Source organism: Pseudoflavonifractor sp. 60 (assembly GCF_009911645.1).
In the GTDB taxonomy this organism is placed as follows: domain Bacteria; phylum Bacillota; class Clostridia; order Oscillospirales; family Oscillospiraceae; genus Lawsonibacter.
Map to the genome: position 1 here is coordinate 34,111 of NZ_QWKI01000030.1, position 17,170 is coordinate 51,280.

The window sequence follows — 17,170 nt, forward strand, 5'->3', positions numbered from 1 at the left end:
TAAATCAAGAAATCCGCTTCCCGGAACCGGGAAGCGGATTTTGAGAATTTTATTCCTCGGCCATAGCCTTGGCGGCGGCAATGGCCTTCTCCTGGGCGGCGGGGGGGCAGTCCTCGTAGCGGATGAAGTGGAAGGTGTAGGACCCCCGGGACTGGGTCATGGCCCGCAGGTCGATGGCGTAGCTGGTCATCTCGGCCATGGGGACCTCGGCCTCAATCACCTGGTCGCCGTCGCCCGTGGGACTCATGCCCATAACACGGCCCCGGCGCTTGTTCAGGTCGCCCATAACGTCGCCCATGTAGCTGTCGGGCACGGTGACCTTCAGCTCGCCCACTGGCTCCAGCAAGACGGGGTTGGCCTCGGGCATAGCAGCCTTGTAAGCCAGCTGGGCAGCGGTCTTGAAGGCGATTTCGGAGGAGTCCACCGGGTGGTAGCTTCCGTCGTAGAGCACCGCTTTCAGGTTGACCACGGGGTAGCCGGCCAGAGGACCGTGGACGCAGGCCTCACGCAGGCCCTTCTCCACGGCGGGGAAGAAGTTCTTGGGTACGGAGCCGCCGAAGACCTCCTCGGCAAAGACCATCTGCTCCTCGTCGGGGTTGGGCTCGAAGCGAATCCACACGTCGCCGAACTGACCGGAGCCGCCGGTCTGTTTCTTATGCCGCCCCTGTTTTTCCACCTTCTTGCGGATCTTCTCCCGGTAGGGGACCCGGGTCTCGCTGAGGACGGCCTCCACATTGAAGCGGCTCTTCAGCTTGGCCACCAGCACGTCCACCTGAATGTCGCCGGCGCCGGTGAGTACCATCTGGTGGGTCTCGCCATTGTTCACCAGGGTAAAGGAGGGGTCCTCCTCGTTGAGGCGGTTCAGGCCCTGGGCCACCTTGTCCTCCTGCCCCCGGGTCTTGGGGGCGATGGCCACGGAGTAGCAGGGCTCGGCAAAGGGGATCTGCTTCAGGGCCACCACCTTGCGGCTGTCGCACAGGGTGTCGCCGGTCTTCACCTTGTCCATCTTGCCGATGGCGCCAATGTCACCACAGGTCAGCTCCTTGACCTCCTCGGCCTTCTTGCCCTTCATCACATACAGCCGGCCCAGCTTTTCAGCATTTCCGGTGCGGGAGTTGACCAGGGCCAGATCGGAGGTGATGATGCCGGAGAGCACCTTGATATAGGAGTACTTGCCGTACTGGTCAGACACGGTTTTAAAGACAAAGGCTGCGGGCACGCCGCCGGGAGAGACCACAAACTCCTCGGTCTCGCCGTCCTGGCGGGTTGCCTTGTGATAGTTGCCCTCCATGGGGGTTGGCAGCAGCTCCACAATGTAGTCCATCAGCATCAGAGAGCCCATACAGTTCACGGCGGAGCCGCACACCACGGGGAACATGGACAGCTCCCGCACGCCCTGGCGCAGGCCCTGGATCATCTCGGGGTAGGTGAAGTCTTCGCCCTCGAAAAAGCGCTCCATCATCTCCTCGCTGGTCTCGGCCACCGACTCCTTCAGGGCCTCGTAGAACTCGTCAATGACGCCGGCCTTGCTTTCGGGCAGCTGGATCTCAACCCGCTGGAGCTTCTGCATCTCATAGGCCCGCTTATTCAGCACATCGATAATGCCGGTCACTTTTTTATTGTCGTCCCAGATGGGCACCACCAGGGGCGCAATCTTGTTGCCGTATTTTTCCCGGAGGGCCTCGAAGGTGGCGTTGTAGTCGGAGTTATCCTCATCGGTCTTGGAGATGTAAATAAAGCGGGGCATATTCCGCTCCTCGCAGTACTTCCAGGCCTTCTCCAGACCCACGGAGACACCGTCCTTGGCGGAGCAGACGATGATGGCGGCGTCAGCGGCGCGCAGGGCCTCCATCACCTCGCCGGCAAAGTCGAAGCCGCCCGGGGTGTCCAGCACATTGATCTTACAGCCCTTGTACTCCACGGGGGCCACGGCCAGGGAGATGGAAATCTGACGCTTGACCTCCTCGGGGTCGTAGTCGCACACGGTGTTGCCGTCCACGGCCTTGCCCATGCGGTCAATGGCCTTGGTCATGTAGAGCAGGCTCTCAGCCAGGGCGGTCTTGCCGCTGCCGCCATGCCCAATCAGGGCCACGTTGCGGATGTTTTGTACAGAATAGCTCATAGTTGGTTCCACTCCTTATCGTTTGGTATCGCCCCCGGACCGTTTGTCCTATCTGAAAAAGGGCGTTACACGCTATTGGTTATTATACACGAAAGAGGCAATTCTGACAACTGTTTTTTTGAGGGATTTTGGCCGGAATGGAAAAAGCCCTCCGCAGCTGGCGGAGAGCCTTTTTGTCAGGTATCCGGCTGTAAAATCGCCAAGGTATACAGCAGCGCTTCTGCCGGAGTGGAGGAGCGCTGGGCGGTGATACCCTGCTCCTGGGCCAGGCGTTCGATCTGGTCCAGGACCTCAAACACATCCTCCGTCCACCACTGATACCCCTTTTCGCCAGTTTCAGTATGATGGATCACCGATACTAGCCCGGGGTCCTCTGGGATCAACGCCTCCGCCCCCTGGGGCATCCGGTCCAGCACCAGAATAGCGCTGTCGGACGGCCGCCTCACCAGGGACGCCGGTATATCCACGCCGCCGTCAGATGAGGTGATTGACACTTCGGTGTCCGTGCCGGTCCCCACAGCAGCCTCCCCGTTGGTGGGGTCAGAGAGGCTGTCAGAGCCGGCGGGGGCGGTGGACCCGGAGAAGTTGTCAGAACCGGCGGGGGCAGTGGGGCCGGAGAAACTGTCAGAACCGGTGGGGGCAGTGGGGCCGGATAGACTGTCAGAGCCGGCGGGGGCAGTGGGGCCGGATAGACTGTCAGAGCCGACGGGGGCGGTGGGGGACTCCACAGTCTCCTCAGTGGGGGTGGGCAGGGTATTGGCGCGGACGGATTTCTCCTCCGCCGCAGGTGCTCCCTGCTCTCCCTGACTGGCAGAGAGGTCCTCTTTGTCCTCCTCATCCTCCGGCGGAGCACAGGCGAACATCATTAAGCTCTCCTCCCCTTCCGTCGTGTCCGCCGTGTCCGGGATACAGCGCTGCACAGCAGTTGAATCCAAATCCACATTCTGGAGGAGCTCGGACCCCGCAGCGTCGTCGTATTCAGCCGGCCACCGGGCAGTGCCGTACAGCCCAACCGCCAGCACTGCGCAGGCGGCCAATCCGGCCAGGGCTCGGAACTGGGGCCGGGGGAATAGGGGGATGGTCCTGTCCTTGGGCGTTTCCGCTTTGATGCGCTCCATCACGCCCTGGGCAAAGCCCTCGGGGGCGGGAATTTCTTCCAGCTCACAAAATGCGGCCTGGAGCGCGGCCAGCTGCGCCTCCACCTCTTCATGGCCAGAAACCTTCTCCAGCTCCTGCCGCTCCTCCTCCGACAGCTCCCCGTCCAGACTGAGCGCCAGCAGTTCCAAATATTTGCCGTCGTCCACAGACTTCACCCCCTCTCCTTTCTCTTCACCGGGTTAGACGGTCCTTTGTCAAAAAAGTTCCCGTCCTCCAGCAAAATTTTTCGCAATGCCAGTCTGGCCCGGGCGATGCGGGACTTCACCGTGCCCAGGTCAAGCTCCAGCGTCTGGCTGATCTCCTGATAGCTCAACCCGGACAGCTCCCGCAGCACCAGGATGCGCCGGTGTTCCTCAGACAGCCGGGCCAGTCCCCGGGCCAGCGCCTTTCCCTGCTCTGAGCGCTCCAGCTGGACCTGGGGGTCCCCCTCCCAGTTGGCGGGCTCCGCCCAGGCGCGCTCCTCGTCATCCAGAGAGACGGCGGGTTCGACCCCCTCCCGCCGCTTCTTTTTCCGCAGCCAGTCGATGCACAGGTTGGCGGTCAGCCGGTACAGCCAGGTGGAAAAGCTGCTCTCCCCCTGAAAGGAGTCCAGACCCTGCCACGCCTTGACAAAGGCCTCCTGAGCCAGGTCTGCCGCCTCCTCCCGGTCATTGGTGAGCCGCAGCGCCAGCCCGTAGACCCGATTCTGGTTGTCCAATACCAGCTGCTCAAAGGCCTTTTGATCCCTCTTCTTTGCCCGCTCCACCAGTTCCCGGTCAGACACGGCGGCTCACCTCCTCTCAGCACAAATCTCGTTTAATACCCGCTGTCACCCGATAGACGTCCTCCAGCGTGGTAATTTTCACAATCTGCTCCTTGTAGTAGCCTGCGTAGGGGACCCCCTTCAAATACCAGGCGTACTGCTTTCGGGCCTCCAGACAGGCAATCTTCTCCCCCTTGTTGGCGGCGGCCATCTCAAACTGGCGCACGGCGGTGTCGCACCGCTCCGCCAGGGGTGGCAGCTCGGGGATGGGCTCCCCCTTCAGGGCCGCTCTGCACTGGGCGAAGAGCCAGGGATTGCCAAACACCCCCCGGCCGATCATGGCCATGTCCGCCCCGGTGTACCGGAGAATGCGGGGGGCGTCCTCCCCCTTAAACACGTCCCCGTTGGCGATGACCGGGATGTTCACCGCCTTCTTGACCTCCCGAATCCAATCCCAGTTGGCGGTACCGGAGTACATCTGAACCTTGGTGCGCCCGTGGACGGCCACTGCGGCAACCCCGGCCTGCTCCATGGCCTTGGCGAACTCCACGCAGTTGATGGAGCCCTTGTCCCAGCCCAGGCGGAATTTTACCGTTACAGGGCACCGCGCCCCCCGGATGACCGCCTCAGCAACCCGGACCGCCAGGTCGGGATTTTTCATCAGCCCGGAGCCGTCCCCGGAGTTGGCCACCTTGGGGACGGGACAGCCCATGTTGATGTCGATGATGTCCGCCCCAGAGACCTCCCGGGCAATGGCGGCCCCCTCTTCCATGCACTTGGGGTCGCTGCCGAAGATCTGGGCGGCGGCGGGGGTCTCCTTCTCCCCTATTTGCAGCAGGGGGATGGACTTCTTATCCTGGTAGCAAAGGGCCTTGGCGCTGACCATCTCGGTACAGGTCAGCCCCGCCCCCTGCTCCCGGCAAATAGTACGGAAGGCCATGTCCGTCACTCCGGCCATGGGCCCCAGCGCCAGGGGCGTCTCAATTGTGATTCCTCCAATGGTGACCATAGTTACCTCGCATCAAACTATTTTTCCCATTCTATCATGTCCCTTGACCGTTGACAAGGCCGCTTTTACCCGGTAAAATGAAAAAAACCTCAAAGGGAGGAGAAACAAATGGAATTGAACGCTTTACACGCCGCTCTGATGGGCATCTCCGCTCACCGGGAGCTGCTGGACCCCCTGATCGGGGTTGCCGGGATGGTGCGCGAGAACAGCGGCCCCGATGTCCGTGTGATGGAAAATGCGGAACGGCTGCTGCACTTTTTGAAGCACGGTTACGGGGAGAACGCCCTGGATTTCTACATCCGCCTGTTCCATTCCCTGCGTCTGGCAGGCTGCGAGGGACTGGGGGACTGGCTGTGGGACTTCCTGCGGTATCATGAGACCCTATACTCCCGGCTTGTTGAGGAGGGAAAGTCCGACCCCGCCCTGGAGAACGCCGCCCGGCGGGACATTGACACCCTGGTCCTGCTGGCCGAAACCGACTGCGACCGGTACATCGACGCCATGAAGCCCCTGTTGGGCAGCGAGTACGCCCCAGTGCTGGCCGGACTGCCCCGGTGGCGGGCGGCGGCCCCCTTTGACTTTGACCGTCTGACCCAGTTCTACCGGGACCACGGCGCGGGGCTGTTCGCCAAATACCGGGCCTTCCTGTGGGAGGAGGGCAGACTGGTGCCGGTGACCGACCCAGACTGTCCCAAGCCCCAGGACCTGCTGGGCTATGAGCACCAGCGGGGCCAGGTGGAGCAGAACACCCGGCTCATGCTGGCGGGGCGGCAGACCAACAACGTATTGCTCTTCGGCGACGGGGGCACCGGCAAGTCGGCCACAGTGAAATCCATGCTCTACCTGCCGGGCATGGAGGACCTGCGCCTTATTGAGGTGGAGAAGGAAAACCTCACCGGAATGCCTGACCTGATCCGCTCCCTAGCCGGGCGGCGGCAGAAGTTCATTCTCTTTATTGACGACCTGGCCTTCGACCAGGACGACAAAACCTATTCCTCCATGAAGACCATCCTGGAGGGGACCCTGGAGAAACGGCCCGTCAACGTGGCCATCTACGCCACCTCCAACCGCCGCCACCTGGTGCGCCAGACCTTCGCCGACCGTGCGGGGGACGAGGTGGATACCTTTGAGACCATCTCGGAAAAGACCGCCCTGGCGGAGCGCTTCGGCCTGCGTATCCCCTATCTGACCATGAACAAGGCGGGCTACCTGGCCCTGGTGGACCACCTGGCCGCTCAGGCGGGGATCGCCATGGACCCGGAGGCCCTCCACGCCCAGGCTATGACCTGGGAGATCCGCCACGCAGGCCGTACCCCCAGAGTGGCACGGCAGTTCGTGGCCAGCCTGAACTGATGGACGGTCCCAGGGATCTGCTGGCGGAGGTCAGCAAGCGGCTCAAGGGCTGCCTGCCCCATCAGCCGCTGTCCGGCTATAACATCTTTCGGATTTTGGGGGTCGAGGCCAAGGAGGTGATTATGTGCCGCTTCCTGGCCGACCTGCTGAATCCGGAGAGGAGCCACGGAACCGGTCCCCTGTTTTTGAGGGCATTTCTCCAAAGGGTCCTGTGGGACTGTCCCATGAGCGATACTCTGCTTGCCCGGACGAGTGTGGTCACGGAATTTGTGACGGACGGTGACCGGAAAATTGACATTGTCATTCAAAATTCCCGGTATTTTGTTCCAATTGAAGTGAAAATATACGCCAGGGAACAGGAGGGACAGTGTTTTGATTACAGTCAGTACGCCCGAAACGCTCCGCTGCTCTATTTGACCCGGTTCGGGGAGGCCCCCTCGGGCTACAGCCTGAAGCAGAAGGACGGCCCGGGCTTGCTCCCGCTGGAGCACGTCCGGTGTATCTCCTGGTCCAGGGACATCGTCAATTGGCTGACCGGCTTGCTGCCTCAGCTGGACGGAGCAGTCCGCTCCATGACAGAGCAGTACATCGACACCATCCGCACGATTGCGGACGAGAGGGGGCAGAGGCAGGTGGAGGAGATCGTGCAGGCGGTGCTGGCCTCCCCGGAGTTTTTCCAGGCGGGGCTGGAGCTGGAGGGGACCATGAGCCGGGCAAAGGTGGCCCTTATGCGGCTGATGTTTGACTGCTTCAAGGAGGAGATGGCTCCTGTGGCCCAAAAATACGGACTGGAACAGGTCACGGACACGGACTACTACACCTATGAGGACCCGGCCCATGACGGGTACTACAGCTCCAAAGCCAGCACCTGGCCTGCCCTGAACTACGTGGTCAAAAGGGCCAAATTTCAGGCGGAGGGCCTGCGGCTGTGGTTCCGCATTGAGGTGGACCACCGGCTCTTCGCCGGATTCTGCCTGTTCGACCTGGAGGCGGAGACCAAATACGGCTATTCCAGAGGCTGTCAGGTGGACAAGATCACTCCAGCGCTCATTAAAGAAGCGGCGCAATACCTTGATAAGGATATGATTCAACCCGAGGATTGGTGGCTTGCATACTGCTATCCCAATGGAAAATTTCAGGACGATGATTATCCCGACGTGCCAAATTTCAAAACAATGAATCCCTGCGCCGTCAGTCTGGTGGACCCCGGGCGGCGGCGGGAGTTTGTGCGGCGGGCCGTTCAGGTCTTTGAGGCGCAGCTTCTGGATGCCCTGACGCCGGACACCGCCCACAATCAAACGCCATAAAAAATCACCCTCCGGCGCGTCCGGAGGGTGATGTGTTTATTCCTTCACATAGTCTACGTGGAGCAGCTTATGGTGCTGTTCCTGGGTGTAATCCTTGAGGAACACACCAACCACCGGGTTGCGCTCCGCCCGCTTGAAGGGCGCGGAGCGGTCCAGGGAGTACAGGCCCTCAGCCCGGTCCTCTTTATCCTGCTGCATACTGTGGGGCTGACCCGCACCGCCTACACAGCCGCCCTGGCAGGTCATTACCTCCACCAGGTCGAAGTAGGCGTTGCCCGCCTCAATCTCCCGCAGCAGCTTCTGGGCGTTGGCCAGGCCGTGGACAATGGCCATATGGACGTCCCGGTCCCCCACCTTGATGACGGCAACCCGGATGGCCCGGTTGCCCCGCAGTGGGGAGTACTTCAGCTCCCGCAGCACATTCTTGGACTTGTCGGGCAGGCAGAACCGGACTACCGCCTCGGCCACGCCGCCGGTGGTGCCGTAGATGGTGCCCGCGCCGGAGCCCAGGCCGAAGGGCAGGTCGGGGGACTCGTACTCCAGCTTGGTGAGCTGGATGCCCGACTCCTGGATCATCTTAATGATCTCCTTGGTGGTGAGGACCAAATCCACCGCCGGGGTCCCGTCCTCCTGGACAAACTCCGCCCGGGCCGCCTCCATCTTCTTGGCGGTGCAGGGCATAATGGCGATGTGGTAGGTCTTGCGGCCGTCCTCCGCGTCCTTCTCCTGGTAGCGGTCCTTCAAAATGGAGGCGAACATCTGCATGGGGGACTTGCAGGTGGAGATGTGTTTGAGATATTTGGGATTCTCGTTCTCCAGATACTTCACCCAGGCGGGACAGCAGGAGGTGAACATGGGGAAGGGGCCGCCCTTCTCCAGCCGCTGGAGGAACTCGGTGCCCTCCTCAATGGTGGTGAAGTCGGCGCCGAAGGTGGTGTCGTACACCTCGTCGACCCCCATCAGCTTCAGGGCGGAGACCAGCTGGTCCAGGGCGTTCTGCCCGGGGGCCATACCGAAGGCCTCGCCCACCGCGACCCGGACGGCGGGGGCAATCTGCACCACAACCCGCTTGGCGGGGTCGTGGATGGCCCGCCAGGCGTCGCCGATCTGGTTCTTCACGGTGATAGCGCCGGTGGGGCAGACGGCGGAGCACTGGCCGCAGCTGATACAGTGGGTCTGGTCCAGGCTGCGGTCAAAGGCGGGCATGACCCGCATATTGTAGCCCCGGTGGGCAAAGTCGATGATGTGCATTCCAATATTCTCGCTGCACACCCGGACGCAGTCGCCGCACAAAATGCACTTGCTGGGGTCCCGGATGATGGCGGGGCTGGTCATGTCGAGTTCTTTCTCCTCCCGGCTGTCCCCGAAGCGGACCCGGTGGATGCCGAACTGGGTCGCCAGCGACTGAAGGTGACAGTCGCCGCTCTTCTCGCAGGTGGTACAGGAGCAGTTGTGGGAGGCCAGCATCAGCTCCAGGATCATCCGCCGGTGCTTGAGCAGGCGGGCGGTGTTGGTCTTGATGGACAGGCCGTCCCGGGGCTGCATGGAACAGGAGGTCTCAATCTTCCCCCGCTCGTCCTCCACCACGCACATCCGGCAGGCGCCGTAGACCGACAGGTCGGAGTAGTAGCAGAAGGTGGGCATTTCGATGCCGGCCTTCCGGATGACGGACAGGACGTTGGGCTCCCCGTCGAAGGGGATGCGCTGCCCGTCGATGTACATAATTCCCTTTGCCATACTGCTCACTCCTCCCGAATGGCGCCGAAGGGACAGCAGCCCCAGCACGCGCCGCACTTGATACACTTCTCTGTGTCGATGACATGGGGCATCCGGATCTGCCCAGTGATGGCCTCCATGGGGCACTGGCGCATACACTTGCCGCAGCCCTTGCACAGCTCCGGATCGATCTGGAGCACCTTTTTCCGGCCATTGCAGTGGGGGCAGTGCTTATCCACCACATGGGCCAAGTACTCGTCCCGGAAATACTTCAGGGTGCTCTGCACCGGCTTGCAGGCGCTCTGGCCCAGGCCGCACAGGGCGGTCTCGCTGATGGTGGCGGACAGCTCCTCCAGCAGGTCCAGGTCCTCCAGAGAGCCCTCGTTGTTGACAATACGGGTCAAAATCTCCAGCATCCGGCGGGTTCCCTCCCGGCAGGGGACGCACTTTCCGCAGGACTCGTTCTGGGTGAAGTTCATAAAGAACCGGGCCACCTCCACCATACAGGTGTCCTCATCCATGACCACCAGGCCGCCGGAGCCGATCATGGCCCCCAGCTTTTTCAGGGAGTCGAAGTCCAGGGGCAGGTCCAGGTGTTCCTCGGTGAGACAGCCGCCGGAGGGACCGCCGATCTGGACCGCCTTAAACTTCTTGCCGTCCTTAATGCCGCCGCCAATGTCGAAGATGATCTCCCGCAGGGTCGTGCCCATGGGGACCTCGATCAGACCGGTGTTCACCACATTGCCGGTGAGGGCGAAGGCCTTGGTGCCCGGGGACTTCTCGGTGCCGATGGATTTAAACCAGGGAGCGCCCCGGCGGATAATCAGGGGGACGGCGGAGAAGGTCTCCACGTTGTTCAGTACGGTGGGCTGGGCCCACAGGCCGTGCTCCACGGTGCGGGGGGGCTTGACCCGAGGCATACCCCGGTTGCCCTCGATGGAGGCGGTAAGGGCAGAGCCCTCGCCGCAGACGAAGGCCCCCGCCCCCCGGTTGACGTGGAGGTGGAAGGAAAACTGAGTCCCCAGGATGTTTTCCCCCAGCAGGCCCATCTCCTCCGCCTTGGCAATGGCAGTTTTCAGCCGGGCCACCGCCAGGGGGTACTCGGCCCGGACGTAGATGTAGCCCTCGTCACTGCCCGCCCCCAGGGCGGCAATGAGCATCCCCTCAATAATGGAGTGGGGGTTGCCCTCCATAATGGAGCGGTCCATGAACGCGCCGGGGTCGCCCTCGTCGCCGTTGCACACCACATACTTCTTCCCCTTGGGCTGTCTGCGCACACTGTCCCACTTGCGCCCCGCCGGGAAGCCGCCGCCTCCCCGCCCCCGCAGGCCGGAGTCCAGGACCTCCTTGCAAATGGCCTCGTCGGTCATCTCAAACAGGGCCTTCTCAAAGGCCACATAGCCGTCCTTGGCCAGGTATTCGTCAATGTCCTCGGCGTCGGTGGTGCCGCAGTTCTCCAGCACGACCCGGTGCTGCCGGTGGTAGAAGGGGATGTCGCTGTGCTTGGTGTACTTGGCCCCGTCCAGCTCATAGAGCAGGCGGTCAATGACCTCCCCCTTCATAATGGTCTTCTCAATGATCTCGTCGCAGTCCTCCAGCTGCACATGGGTATAGAGGATGCCCTCGGGCTCGATCTGCACCAGGGGGCCCATCTCGCAGAAGCCGTGGCAGCCGCTCCGCTTCAAATAGACGCCGTCGCCCTTGGGCTCGGCCACGTCCTCGGTCTCGCTCTCCTGGCTCAGACCCACATAGACGTCCAAACCCCGGCGGGCGCACTCCTCCTTGATATAGCCGTACAGCTTCAGTGCGCCGCCGGCAATACAGCCGGTACCGGCGCAAAACAGCACCTGCTTTTTCTGATAGGACAGGGCCCGCTTGGCCTTCACCCGGCGGACCTCCAGCCGTTCCCGATTCATTTCAGCCATTGGCGGCCTCCTCCTTTCGCAGCTCCTCCAGCAGGTCGATAGCCAGCTCCGGGCTCATCTTGGAGTGGACCTGGTCGTTTACCGTCACCACCGGCGCCAGTCCGCAGGCTCCCAGGCAGGCCACCGTCTCCAGGGTAAACATGCCGTCGGCGGAGGTCTTCTGTTTGCCCTCCAGCTCCAGATACTCCCGGATGGCGTTGTAGATAGGCTGGGATTTGCGCACGTGGCAGGCGGTGCCGTCACACACCTTGATAATGTACTTGCCCTTCGCCTCCAGGGAAAAGTTCTCGTAGAAGGTGGCCACGCTGTACACCTTGGCAACCCCGACCCCCAGCTTCTCCGCAATGCGCTCCAGCACCGCCGGACTGAGATACTTATACTCCGCCTGGATGTCCTGCATGATTGCAATCAGGTGGTGGAGCTGACACCCATAGCTGTCAATGATCTCCTCTACCCGCTCCATGGAAATTCCATTGGACATGGCTGATGCTCTCTCCTCTCTTTTCTTGTGCATATTGGATAAATCCCATTACACTTCTTGGGATTTTACCATATCCACCGCCAGTTAGACAAGACGAATTTGCAGGAAATAATTCATTTATCTGGAAAAAACGGCGGCGCGAACTGGCCGCGCCGCCGCTGCATCACAGCTTTATTTTTTTCGGATTGGGCCAGGCGTCCGGCCCATCGGTTTTGGCCACCTGCTTCAGCTCCTTGACCTCCTGGGAGAAGCTGTACATGGCGTGGGCAATGGCGTACATCTGGGGATAGGCGTTCAGACAGCGGCCCCGGGCCCCCTCCCCCTCAAAGGCGTAGACCCAGCCGTCCCCCACCTCCTGCCGGGCCTGGAGGTACCGGGCCACCGCCTCGCTGAAGCAGTCGGAGTCCGCCTTCTTCTCCGCCCGCCCGGCGTACTCGATGTAGGACAGCAGGGCATACTCCGCCTTGGACAGGCATTCATTCACCTGCTTGGACAGGTAGGAGACAATCTCCTCCCCCACATAGCTGAGCATCCCGTCCACCCGCAGGTACAGGTGGACAAACTCCCCGGCGTGACGCTTGGCAAAGTCCTCCGGATCGAAATTCAGTGCCCGGCACACCTGAGTCATCAGCTCAGGGGGCAGTCTGGTCTGTGCGGCAGACGTCTGCGTAGACATATCTCTCATCTCCCTTTCTCCATTTTTCCCTTCCATTATCCATATTGTACCATAGCCTGTCCGCCTTTTCAAGCCGCAGACAGCAAAGCGCCGGAGGAAAAAATCTCCTCCGGCGGGCTGTCTAATATTCAAAGGTATAGGTCTCGTAGGCGTTGATGACCTGAGTCTCTCCCCGGCTACACCGCCTGGGGAACTCCAGTCCATAGTTCATGTGGACGTGTCCATGGATGAAGTACCGGGGCTGATAGCGGTCTATCAGGGTATTGAAGGCGTCAAAGCCCATATGGGCCAGGTCCTCCCCATCGTTCAGCCCCAGGGCCGGCGCATGGGTCAGCAGAATATCAAAGCCGCCCCTGTGCAGCAGCGTCAGCTTCTGCTTCCACACCCGCCAGTCCATCTGCCGCTGGGTGTACTGGTGTTCCCCCTTGGGCTTGTACCGCACCGAGCCCCCCAGCCCCAGGATCCGGATGCCGTTCCAGGTGTAGAGCTTGTCCTCCACACAGATACAGCCCTCCGGCGGCACGCTGGCATATTTGTCGTCGTGGTTCCCGTGGACATAGAGCACCGGCGCGTGGGCAAAGGTGGCAATAAAGGAGAGATATCGGGGGTCCAGGTCGCCGCAGGAGAGGATCAAATCGATCCCCTCCAGCCGGCGGGGGTCAAAATAGTCCCACAGCCCCAGGGACTCCTGGTCAGACAACGCCAAAATTTTCATAGGCCCAGCAGTCCTTTCAGCCCCTTCAGATCCTGAAGACCTTTTTTCTTCACGGAAAACGCCTGGTGGAGCTGAAGAAAGCCCTCCTCCAGCTGGGTCTGGGACCAGCCCTTCACCTCGCTGTAGTCGAACATATTCAGATAGAGCAGCATGGCGTCGGCGGTGGTCATCCGGCCCGCCAGCTCCTTGGCGCTTTTGTCGCCGTACAGGGCGGAGAAGCTGTGGTAAAAGCTGTAAAACTTCCGCCGGTCCTCCTCGGTCCAGGGCTCGTCCGGCCCCTTGCCCACCGCCAGCTGGAGCTTGGCAAACCGGCCCACCCCGCTGAACCACAGGTAATTCACCCCGGTCAGACGGTAGAAATCCACGTACTCGTAGTAGATGATACTGGCCTTGGAGTCGTTTTTCACGGGCAGGATACGGGTCACCATGGCGGGCACGTTCACCGCCCCAAAGTAGTGCAGGACACTGACCCGTTTGTTGCCCTCCTCTACGTAAAACGTGTGCATATACTCATAGACCTTGATGGGGTCGTTGATCCCCTCATCCATGTGGGCCTTGCACAGCGCGACCCACTTGTGGGCAAACTCGGAATCCTCCGCCATCAGCGGATAGAAGCTGCGGGACAGGGCCTGACTGCGCCCGGCGGTCCGGGTTCCCACAATCAGCTCCATGGGAATGTCCACCAGTCCCAAGTCCACCTCTCCACAGGTGGTCTCCTCGGCCAAAATCTCATCCAGCACCGGCAGATAGGGGGAGCCCCCTCGGGACTGACACAATTTGGCCTCCTTCAGACCCAGCTGCCGGGCCTTGCGATATTCCTCCATATACATAAAACGCACCTCCTCATCAGGGGAAGGAATGGCTGACTGCTTCGGTCAGCTTTGCAGTATCATAACACAGGCCCAATATCAACGCAAGGCAAAAACTGGACAAAAAATGCCGCCGCAAAGGGAAAAACCTCTGCGGCGGCGTCAATGATTTGTGAACTTTCGACAAATATTGAGGGAGTGTGCAGGAAATCACTCCTCAATCCGGCGCAGGACCTCCTGGCACACGGTCTGGTAGGACAGGCCGTTGGCCCGAGCCAGGGCGGCTGCGTCCTCATACTCCGGCTTGACCCGGGAGACGCCGAAGCCCTGGGCCCGCTTAGCCCCCACCGGCCCCCACTGGGTCTGGACCTCTTCCCTGCCGGAGGCGAGATAGAATTTCTCTGACAGATGGGCCCTCAGGCCGTTGGTGGTAGTGTGGGCAAAGATGTGCCGGATCATCTCCTGGTCCTGGTGGGGGACACACAGCACAGTGAGAACCCAGCCGGGGCGGCCCTTCTTCATGGTGCCGGGGGTCGTGTACACATCCAGCGCCCCCGCCTCCAGCAGCTGCTGGCAGGCGAAGGAGAGAGCCTCGGGGGTCATGTCGTCTATGTTGCACACCAGCTCCAGGATATCGCCGGAGGCTTGGGGCTCCTCCTCCCCCCAGAAGGCCCGGACGCAGTTGGGCTGCTGGTGGAAGTCCTTGCTCCCCATGCCGCAGCCCACCGCCTCTGCGGCCATCAGAGGCATGGGGCCGAAGCTCCGGACAAAGCATTTCAGCAGGGCGGCCCCGGTGGGGGTACACAGCTCCCCGCTGATCTCCCCCCCGTAGGTGGGGACCCCCTTCAGCAGGGCGGCGGTGGCGGGAGCGGGGACGGGCATGATCCCGTGGGCGCACTTCACCGTGCCGCTGCCCACGTGGACGGGGGAGGCGGCAATCAGGTCGGGATCCAGCATATGGATCGCCAGACAGACCCCAACAACGTCGGCCACCGCGTCCAGCGCCCCCACCTCGTGATAGTGGACGTCGCTCACGTCACAGCCGTGGGCCTGGGCCTCCGCCCGGGCAATGGCGTCGTAGACCTCCCGGGCCTTCTCCCGGACCTCCGGGGGCAGCGCCAGACCGTCAATAAGCGCTCCGATGTGCCCCGGTGTAGCGTGGTGGTGCTCATGGCCGTGCTCATGGTCATGGTCGTGTTCGTGGTCATGCTCATGGTCGTGGTCATGGTGGTGCTCATGGTCGTGGTCGTGGTGGTGCTCATGCTCCTCCAGACCGTGGACGGTGACCCGCATATGGGTCCCTCGGATGCCGCAGGCAGTGGCAGGCACAGGGGCCACCTCAACCCCGGGCAGACCCAGCCCCTCCATGGCGCGCAGGAAGTCCGCCTTCTGCCCCTCATCCATCACCTCGTACAGGGCGGCCATCAGCATATCCCCTGCGGCCCCCATCTTACATTCTAAATAAAGTGTTTTCATAGTCCCTCCATCTGATTGATCCGGCTGGCCAGGTACCCGGCCCCAAATCCGTTGTCAATATTTACCACACTGCACCCGGAGGCGCAGGAGTTCAGCATAGCCAGCAGCGCCGACAGTCCGCCGAAGTTGGCCCCATAGCCCACGCTGGTGGGGACGGCAATGACAGGGCAGTCCACCAGTCCCCCCACCACAGAGGCCAGCGCCCCCTCCATCCCGGCCACCGCCACCACGCACCGGGCTTCCATCAGCGGCTCCAGATTGGCCAGCAGCCGGTGCAGGCCGGCAACCCCCACATCATACAGCCGGGTGACCCGGTTGCCCATCACTTCGGCGGTGAGGGCGGCCTCCTCCGCCACCGGCATATCGCTGGTGCCCCCGGTGGCCACCACAATGTGCCCCAAGGACCTCCGCGCCCCGGGCCAGGCAATGGCCAGTTTGGGAATGGGATGGTAGTCCAGGGGGATCGTCCGCCCCACCAGCTCCGCTGCCTCCTGGGACAGGCGGGTTATGAGCACGTTCTGACAGTCTCGCTCCCCCATGGCGGCGGCGATGCCGGCAATCTGCTCCGCCGTCTTGCCTGCGCCGTAAATCACCTCCGCCGCCCCCTGGCGCACCCCACGGTGGAGGTCCACCTTGGCGTAGCCCAGGTCCTGGAAGGGCTCCCGCTTCAGCTGGAGCAGGGCCTCCTCCGGGGTGGCCGCGCCGCCGGCTACCTGGCGCAGCAGCTGTAAAATGTCGTGCCGGTTGTCCACAGGCACACCTCCTCAATCCACAGAAATCCTGGGGCTCAAGTCCAGTACCACTTGGGAAAACAGGGGGGACAGCGCGGCCAGAATGTCCTCCCGCCGGGTCTGGACCAGGGGAAACTGCTCCCGGGTCACCTGGAGCTTGCCGCCCCCATCGCTCAGCCGCAGGCGGAAGTCCCGGAAGCCCAGCCGGGCCAGCCGCTCCTCCCCCAGCTCAACCCGCTCCAGGTCCTCCCGGAGGATGGGCCGCCCCGGGGGGATCCGGGTGGCCAGGCAGGCGTAGGAGGGCTTATCCCAGGTAAACAGCCCGGCCCCCTTCGACAGCGCTCGAATATCCTCTTTGGACAGCCCGCACTCCCGCAGAGGGGAACGCACCTCCAGCTCCCGCAATGCCCGCATTCCGGGGCGGTCCCCTATGTCATCGGAGGCGTTGGTGCCGTCCAGCAGCAGGGAAAACCCGTCTGCCGCCGCCCGCTCCCGCAGCAGCGAAAACAGCCGCCTTTTACAGTGGTAGCACCGGTCCGCCGGATTGTCCGCCACCTGGGGGGCGGCGAGGATATCCAGCTCCACAATTCTCAGCTCCACCCCCAGCTGCCCGCACAGCCGCCGGGCGTCCTCCAGCTCAAATCGGGGCTGAAAGGGGGTTTTGACAAAATAAGGTTCCACCTCCGCGCCGTACTCCAGACCCGCCCACAGCAGAAAGGCGGAGTCAACTCCCCCGGAAAAGGCCAGCGCCCCCCGGGGATGGGCTTGAAAAAATTCTTCCAGCGTCATCGCAAAATCCCCCTCAGCCAACAATAAAAGACATACCTGCATGGTATGCCTCCTGGCAGCGCCCCGCCTTCCTGACCGGACACATATTGTTTCCCATGTTTTTGCGGCCTTCTGACCCATTCACGGCTTCATGCCGTTTTCATCAGTATATCAGCCGGCCG

Annotated in this window: 15 protein-coding genes; 2 read left to right on the top strand and 13 right to left on the bottom strand. The window is 62.1% G+C overall.

Annotation, left to right across the window (positions count from 1 at the left end; translation table 11 throughout):
• Positions 1 to 49: 49 nt before the first annotated feature.
• The 4 genes from D1646_RS03275 to dusB form a co-directional block, all read right to left on the bottom strand.
• Positions 50 to 2,122, bottom strand: coding sequence for an elongation factor G (locus D1646_RS03275; RefSeq protein ID WP_160635070.1), 2,073 nt, complete (start codon positions 2,120 to 2,122; stop codon positions 50 to 52).
• A 176-nt stretch (positions 2,123 to 2,298) separates the two neighbouring features.
• Complete coding sequence (locus D1646_RS03280; RefSeq protein ID WP_160635071.1) at positions 2,299 to 3,426, bottom strand: hypothetical protein; 1,128 nt, start codon at positions 3,424 to 3,426, stop codon at positions 2,299 to 2,301.
• Between the two features lie 5 nt (positions 3,427 to 3,431).
• Positions 3,432 to 4,043: a sigma-70 family RNA polymerase sigma factor gene (locus D1646_RS03285; protein WP_160635072.1), complete on the bottom strand. Its 612-nt coding sequence runs from the start codon at positions 4,041 to 4,043 to the stop codon at positions 3,432 to 3,434.
• Positions 4,044 to 4,059: 16 nt separating this feature from the next.
• Positions 4,060 to 5,031, bottom strand: coding sequence for a tRNA dihydrouridine synthase DusB (gene dusB, locus D1646_RS03290; RefSeq protein WP_160635073.1), 972 nt, complete (start codon positions 5,029 to 5,031; stop codon positions 4,060 to 4,062).
• Between the two features lie 108 nt (positions 5,032 to 5,139).
• Between dusB and D1646_RS03295 the strand changes: the two genes are divergently transcribed.
• The gene (locus D1646_RS03295) at positions 5,140 to 6,384 is read left to right on the top strand and encodes a DUF815 domain-containing protein (protein WP_243154001.1); all 1,245 of its coding nucleotides are present in this window, start codon (positions 5,140 to 5,142) and stop codon (positions 6,382 to 6,384) included.
• Complete coding sequence (locus D1646_RS03300; protein ID WP_160635074.1) at positions 6,384 to 7,691, top strand: PD-(D/E)XK nuclease family protein; 1,308 nt, start codon at positions 6,384 to 6,386, stop codon at positions 7,689 to 7,691. The genes D1646_RS03295 and D1646_RS03300 overlap by 1 nt, the downstream gene beginning before the upstream one ends.
• Before the next feature lie 36 nt (positions 7,692 to 7,727).
• Here the strand turns inward: D1646_RS03300 and D1646_RS03305 are convergent, their stop codons facing one another.
• The 9 genes from D1646_RS03305 to larE form a co-directional block, all read right to left on the bottom strand.
• Positions 7,728 to 9,428 carry a [FeFe] hydrogenase, group A gene (locus D1646_RS03305; protein WP_160635075.1) on the bottom strand — a complete coding sequence of 567 codons (1,701 nt, stop codon included), beginning with the start codon at positions 9,426 to 9,428 and terminating at the stop codon, positions 7,728 to 7,730.
• A gap of 5 nt (positions 9,429 to 9,433) precedes the next feature.
• Positions 9,434 to 11,323, bottom strand: coding sequence for an NADH-ubiquinone oxidoreductase-F iron-sulfur binding region domain-containing protein (locus D1646_RS03310; RefSeq protein ID WP_160635105.1), 1,890 nt, complete (start codon positions 11,321 to 11,323; stop codon positions 9,434 to 9,436).
• A gap of 1 nt (position 11,324) precedes the next feature.
• Positions 11,325 to 11,813, bottom strand: coding sequence for an NAD(P)H-dependent oxidoreductase subunit E (locus D1646_RS03315; protein WP_160635076.1), 489 nt, complete (start codon positions 11,811 to 11,813; stop codon positions 11,325 to 11,327).
• Positions 11,814 to 11,976: 163 nt separating this feature from the next.
• The gene (locus D1646_RS03320; protein ID WP_160635077.1) at positions 11,977 to 12,489 is read right to left on the bottom strand and encodes a hypothetical protein; all 513 of its coding nucleotides are present in this window, start codon (positions 12,487 to 12,489) and stop codon (positions 11,977 to 11,979) included.
• A 121-nt stretch (positions 12,490 to 12,610) separates the two neighbouring features.
• Complete coding sequence (locus tag D1646_RS03325) at positions 12,611 to 13,204, bottom strand: metallophosphoesterase (RefSeq protein WP_160635078.1); 594 nt, start codon at positions 13,202 to 13,204, stop codon at positions 12,611 to 12,613.
• On the bottom strand, positions 13,201 to 14,034 hold the full coding sequence (locus D1646_RS03330) for a hypothetical protein (RefSeq protein ID WP_160635079.1): 834 nt from the start codon (positions 14,032 to 14,034) through the stop codon (positions 13,201 to 13,203). Before D1646_RS03330 ends, D1646_RS03325 begins: the two co-directional genes overlap by 4 nt.
• A gap of 189 nt (positions 14,035 to 14,223) precedes the next feature.
• Positions 14,224 to 15,489 (bottom strand): nickel pincer cofactor biosynthesis protein LarC, encoded by a 1,266-nt coding sequence (larC, locus tag D1646_RS03335; protein ID WP_160635080.1) that lies wholly within the window; start codon positions 15,487 to 15,489, stop codon positions 14,224 to 14,226.
• On the bottom strand, positions 15,486 to 16,241 hold the full coding sequence (gene larB / locus D1646_RS03340) for a nickel pincer cofactor biosynthesis protein LarB (protein WP_160635081.1): 756 nt from the start codon (positions 16,239 to 16,241) through the stop codon (positions 15,486 to 15,488). Before larB ends, larC begins: the two co-directional genes overlap by 4 nt.
• A 12-nt stretch (positions 16,242 to 16,253) precedes the next feature.
• Entirely contained in the window at positions 16,254 to 17,051 is a 798-nt protein-coding gene (gene larE, locus D1646_RS03345) for an ATP-dependent sacrificial sulfur transferase LarE (protein WP_243154002.1), read from the bottom strand.
• Positions 17,052 to 17,170 lie beyond the last annotated feature (119 nt).

What these genes read in the sequence shown, in the direction of transcription:
- D1646_RS03275 (WP_160635070.1), bottom strand. Translation starts at nt 2,122, where the DNA reads ATGAGCTATTCTGTACAAAACATCCGCAACGTGGCCCTGATTGGGCAT.
- dusB (WP_160635073.1), bottom strand. Translation starts at nt 5,031, where the DNA reads ATGGTCACCATTGGAGGAATCACAATTGAGACGCCCCTGGCGCTGGGG.
- D1646_RS03295 (WP_243154001.1), top strand. Translation starts at nt 5,140, where the DNA reads ATGGAATTGAACGCTTTACACGCCGCTCTGATGGGCATCTCCGCTCAC.
- D1646_RS03300 (WP_160635074.1), top strand. Translation starts at nt 6,384, where the DNA reads ATGGACGGTCCCAGGGATCTGCTGGCGGAGGTCAGCAAGCGGCTCAAG.
- D1646_RS03305 (WP_160635075.1), bottom strand. Translation starts at nt 9,428, where the DNA reads ATGGCAAAGGGAATTATGTACATCGACGGGCAGCGCATCCCCTTCGAC.
- D1646_RS03310 (WP_160635105.1), bottom strand. Translation starts at nt 11,323, where the DNA reads ATGAATCGGGAACGGCTGGAGGTCCGCCGGGTGAAGGCCAAGCGGGCC.
- D1646_RS03315 (WP_160635076.1), bottom strand. Translation starts at nt 11,813, where the DNA reads ATGTCCAATGGAATTTCCATGGAGCGGGTAGAGGAGATCATTGACAGC.
- D1646_RS03320 (WP_160635077.1), bottom strand. Translation starts at nt 12,489, where the DNA reads ATGTCTACGCAGACGTCTGCCGCACAGACCAGACTGCCCCCTGAGCTG.
- D1646_RS03325 (WP_160635078.1), bottom strand. Translation starts at nt 13,204, where the DNA reads ATGAAAATTTTGGCGTTGTCTGACCAGGAGTCCCTGGGGCTGTGGGAC.
- D1646_RS03330 (WP_160635079.1), bottom strand. Translation starts at nt 14,034, where the DNA reads ATGTATATGGAGGAATATCGCAAGGCCCGGCAGCTGGGTCTGAAGGAG.
- larC (WP_160635080.1), bottom strand. Translation starts at nt 15,489, where the DNA reads ATGAAAACACTTTATTTAGAATGTAAGATGGGGGCCGCAGGGGATATG.
- larE (WP_243154002.1), bottom strand. Translation starts at nt 17,051, where the DNA reads ATGCAGGTATGTCTTTTATTGTTGGCTGAGGGGGATTTTGCGATGACG.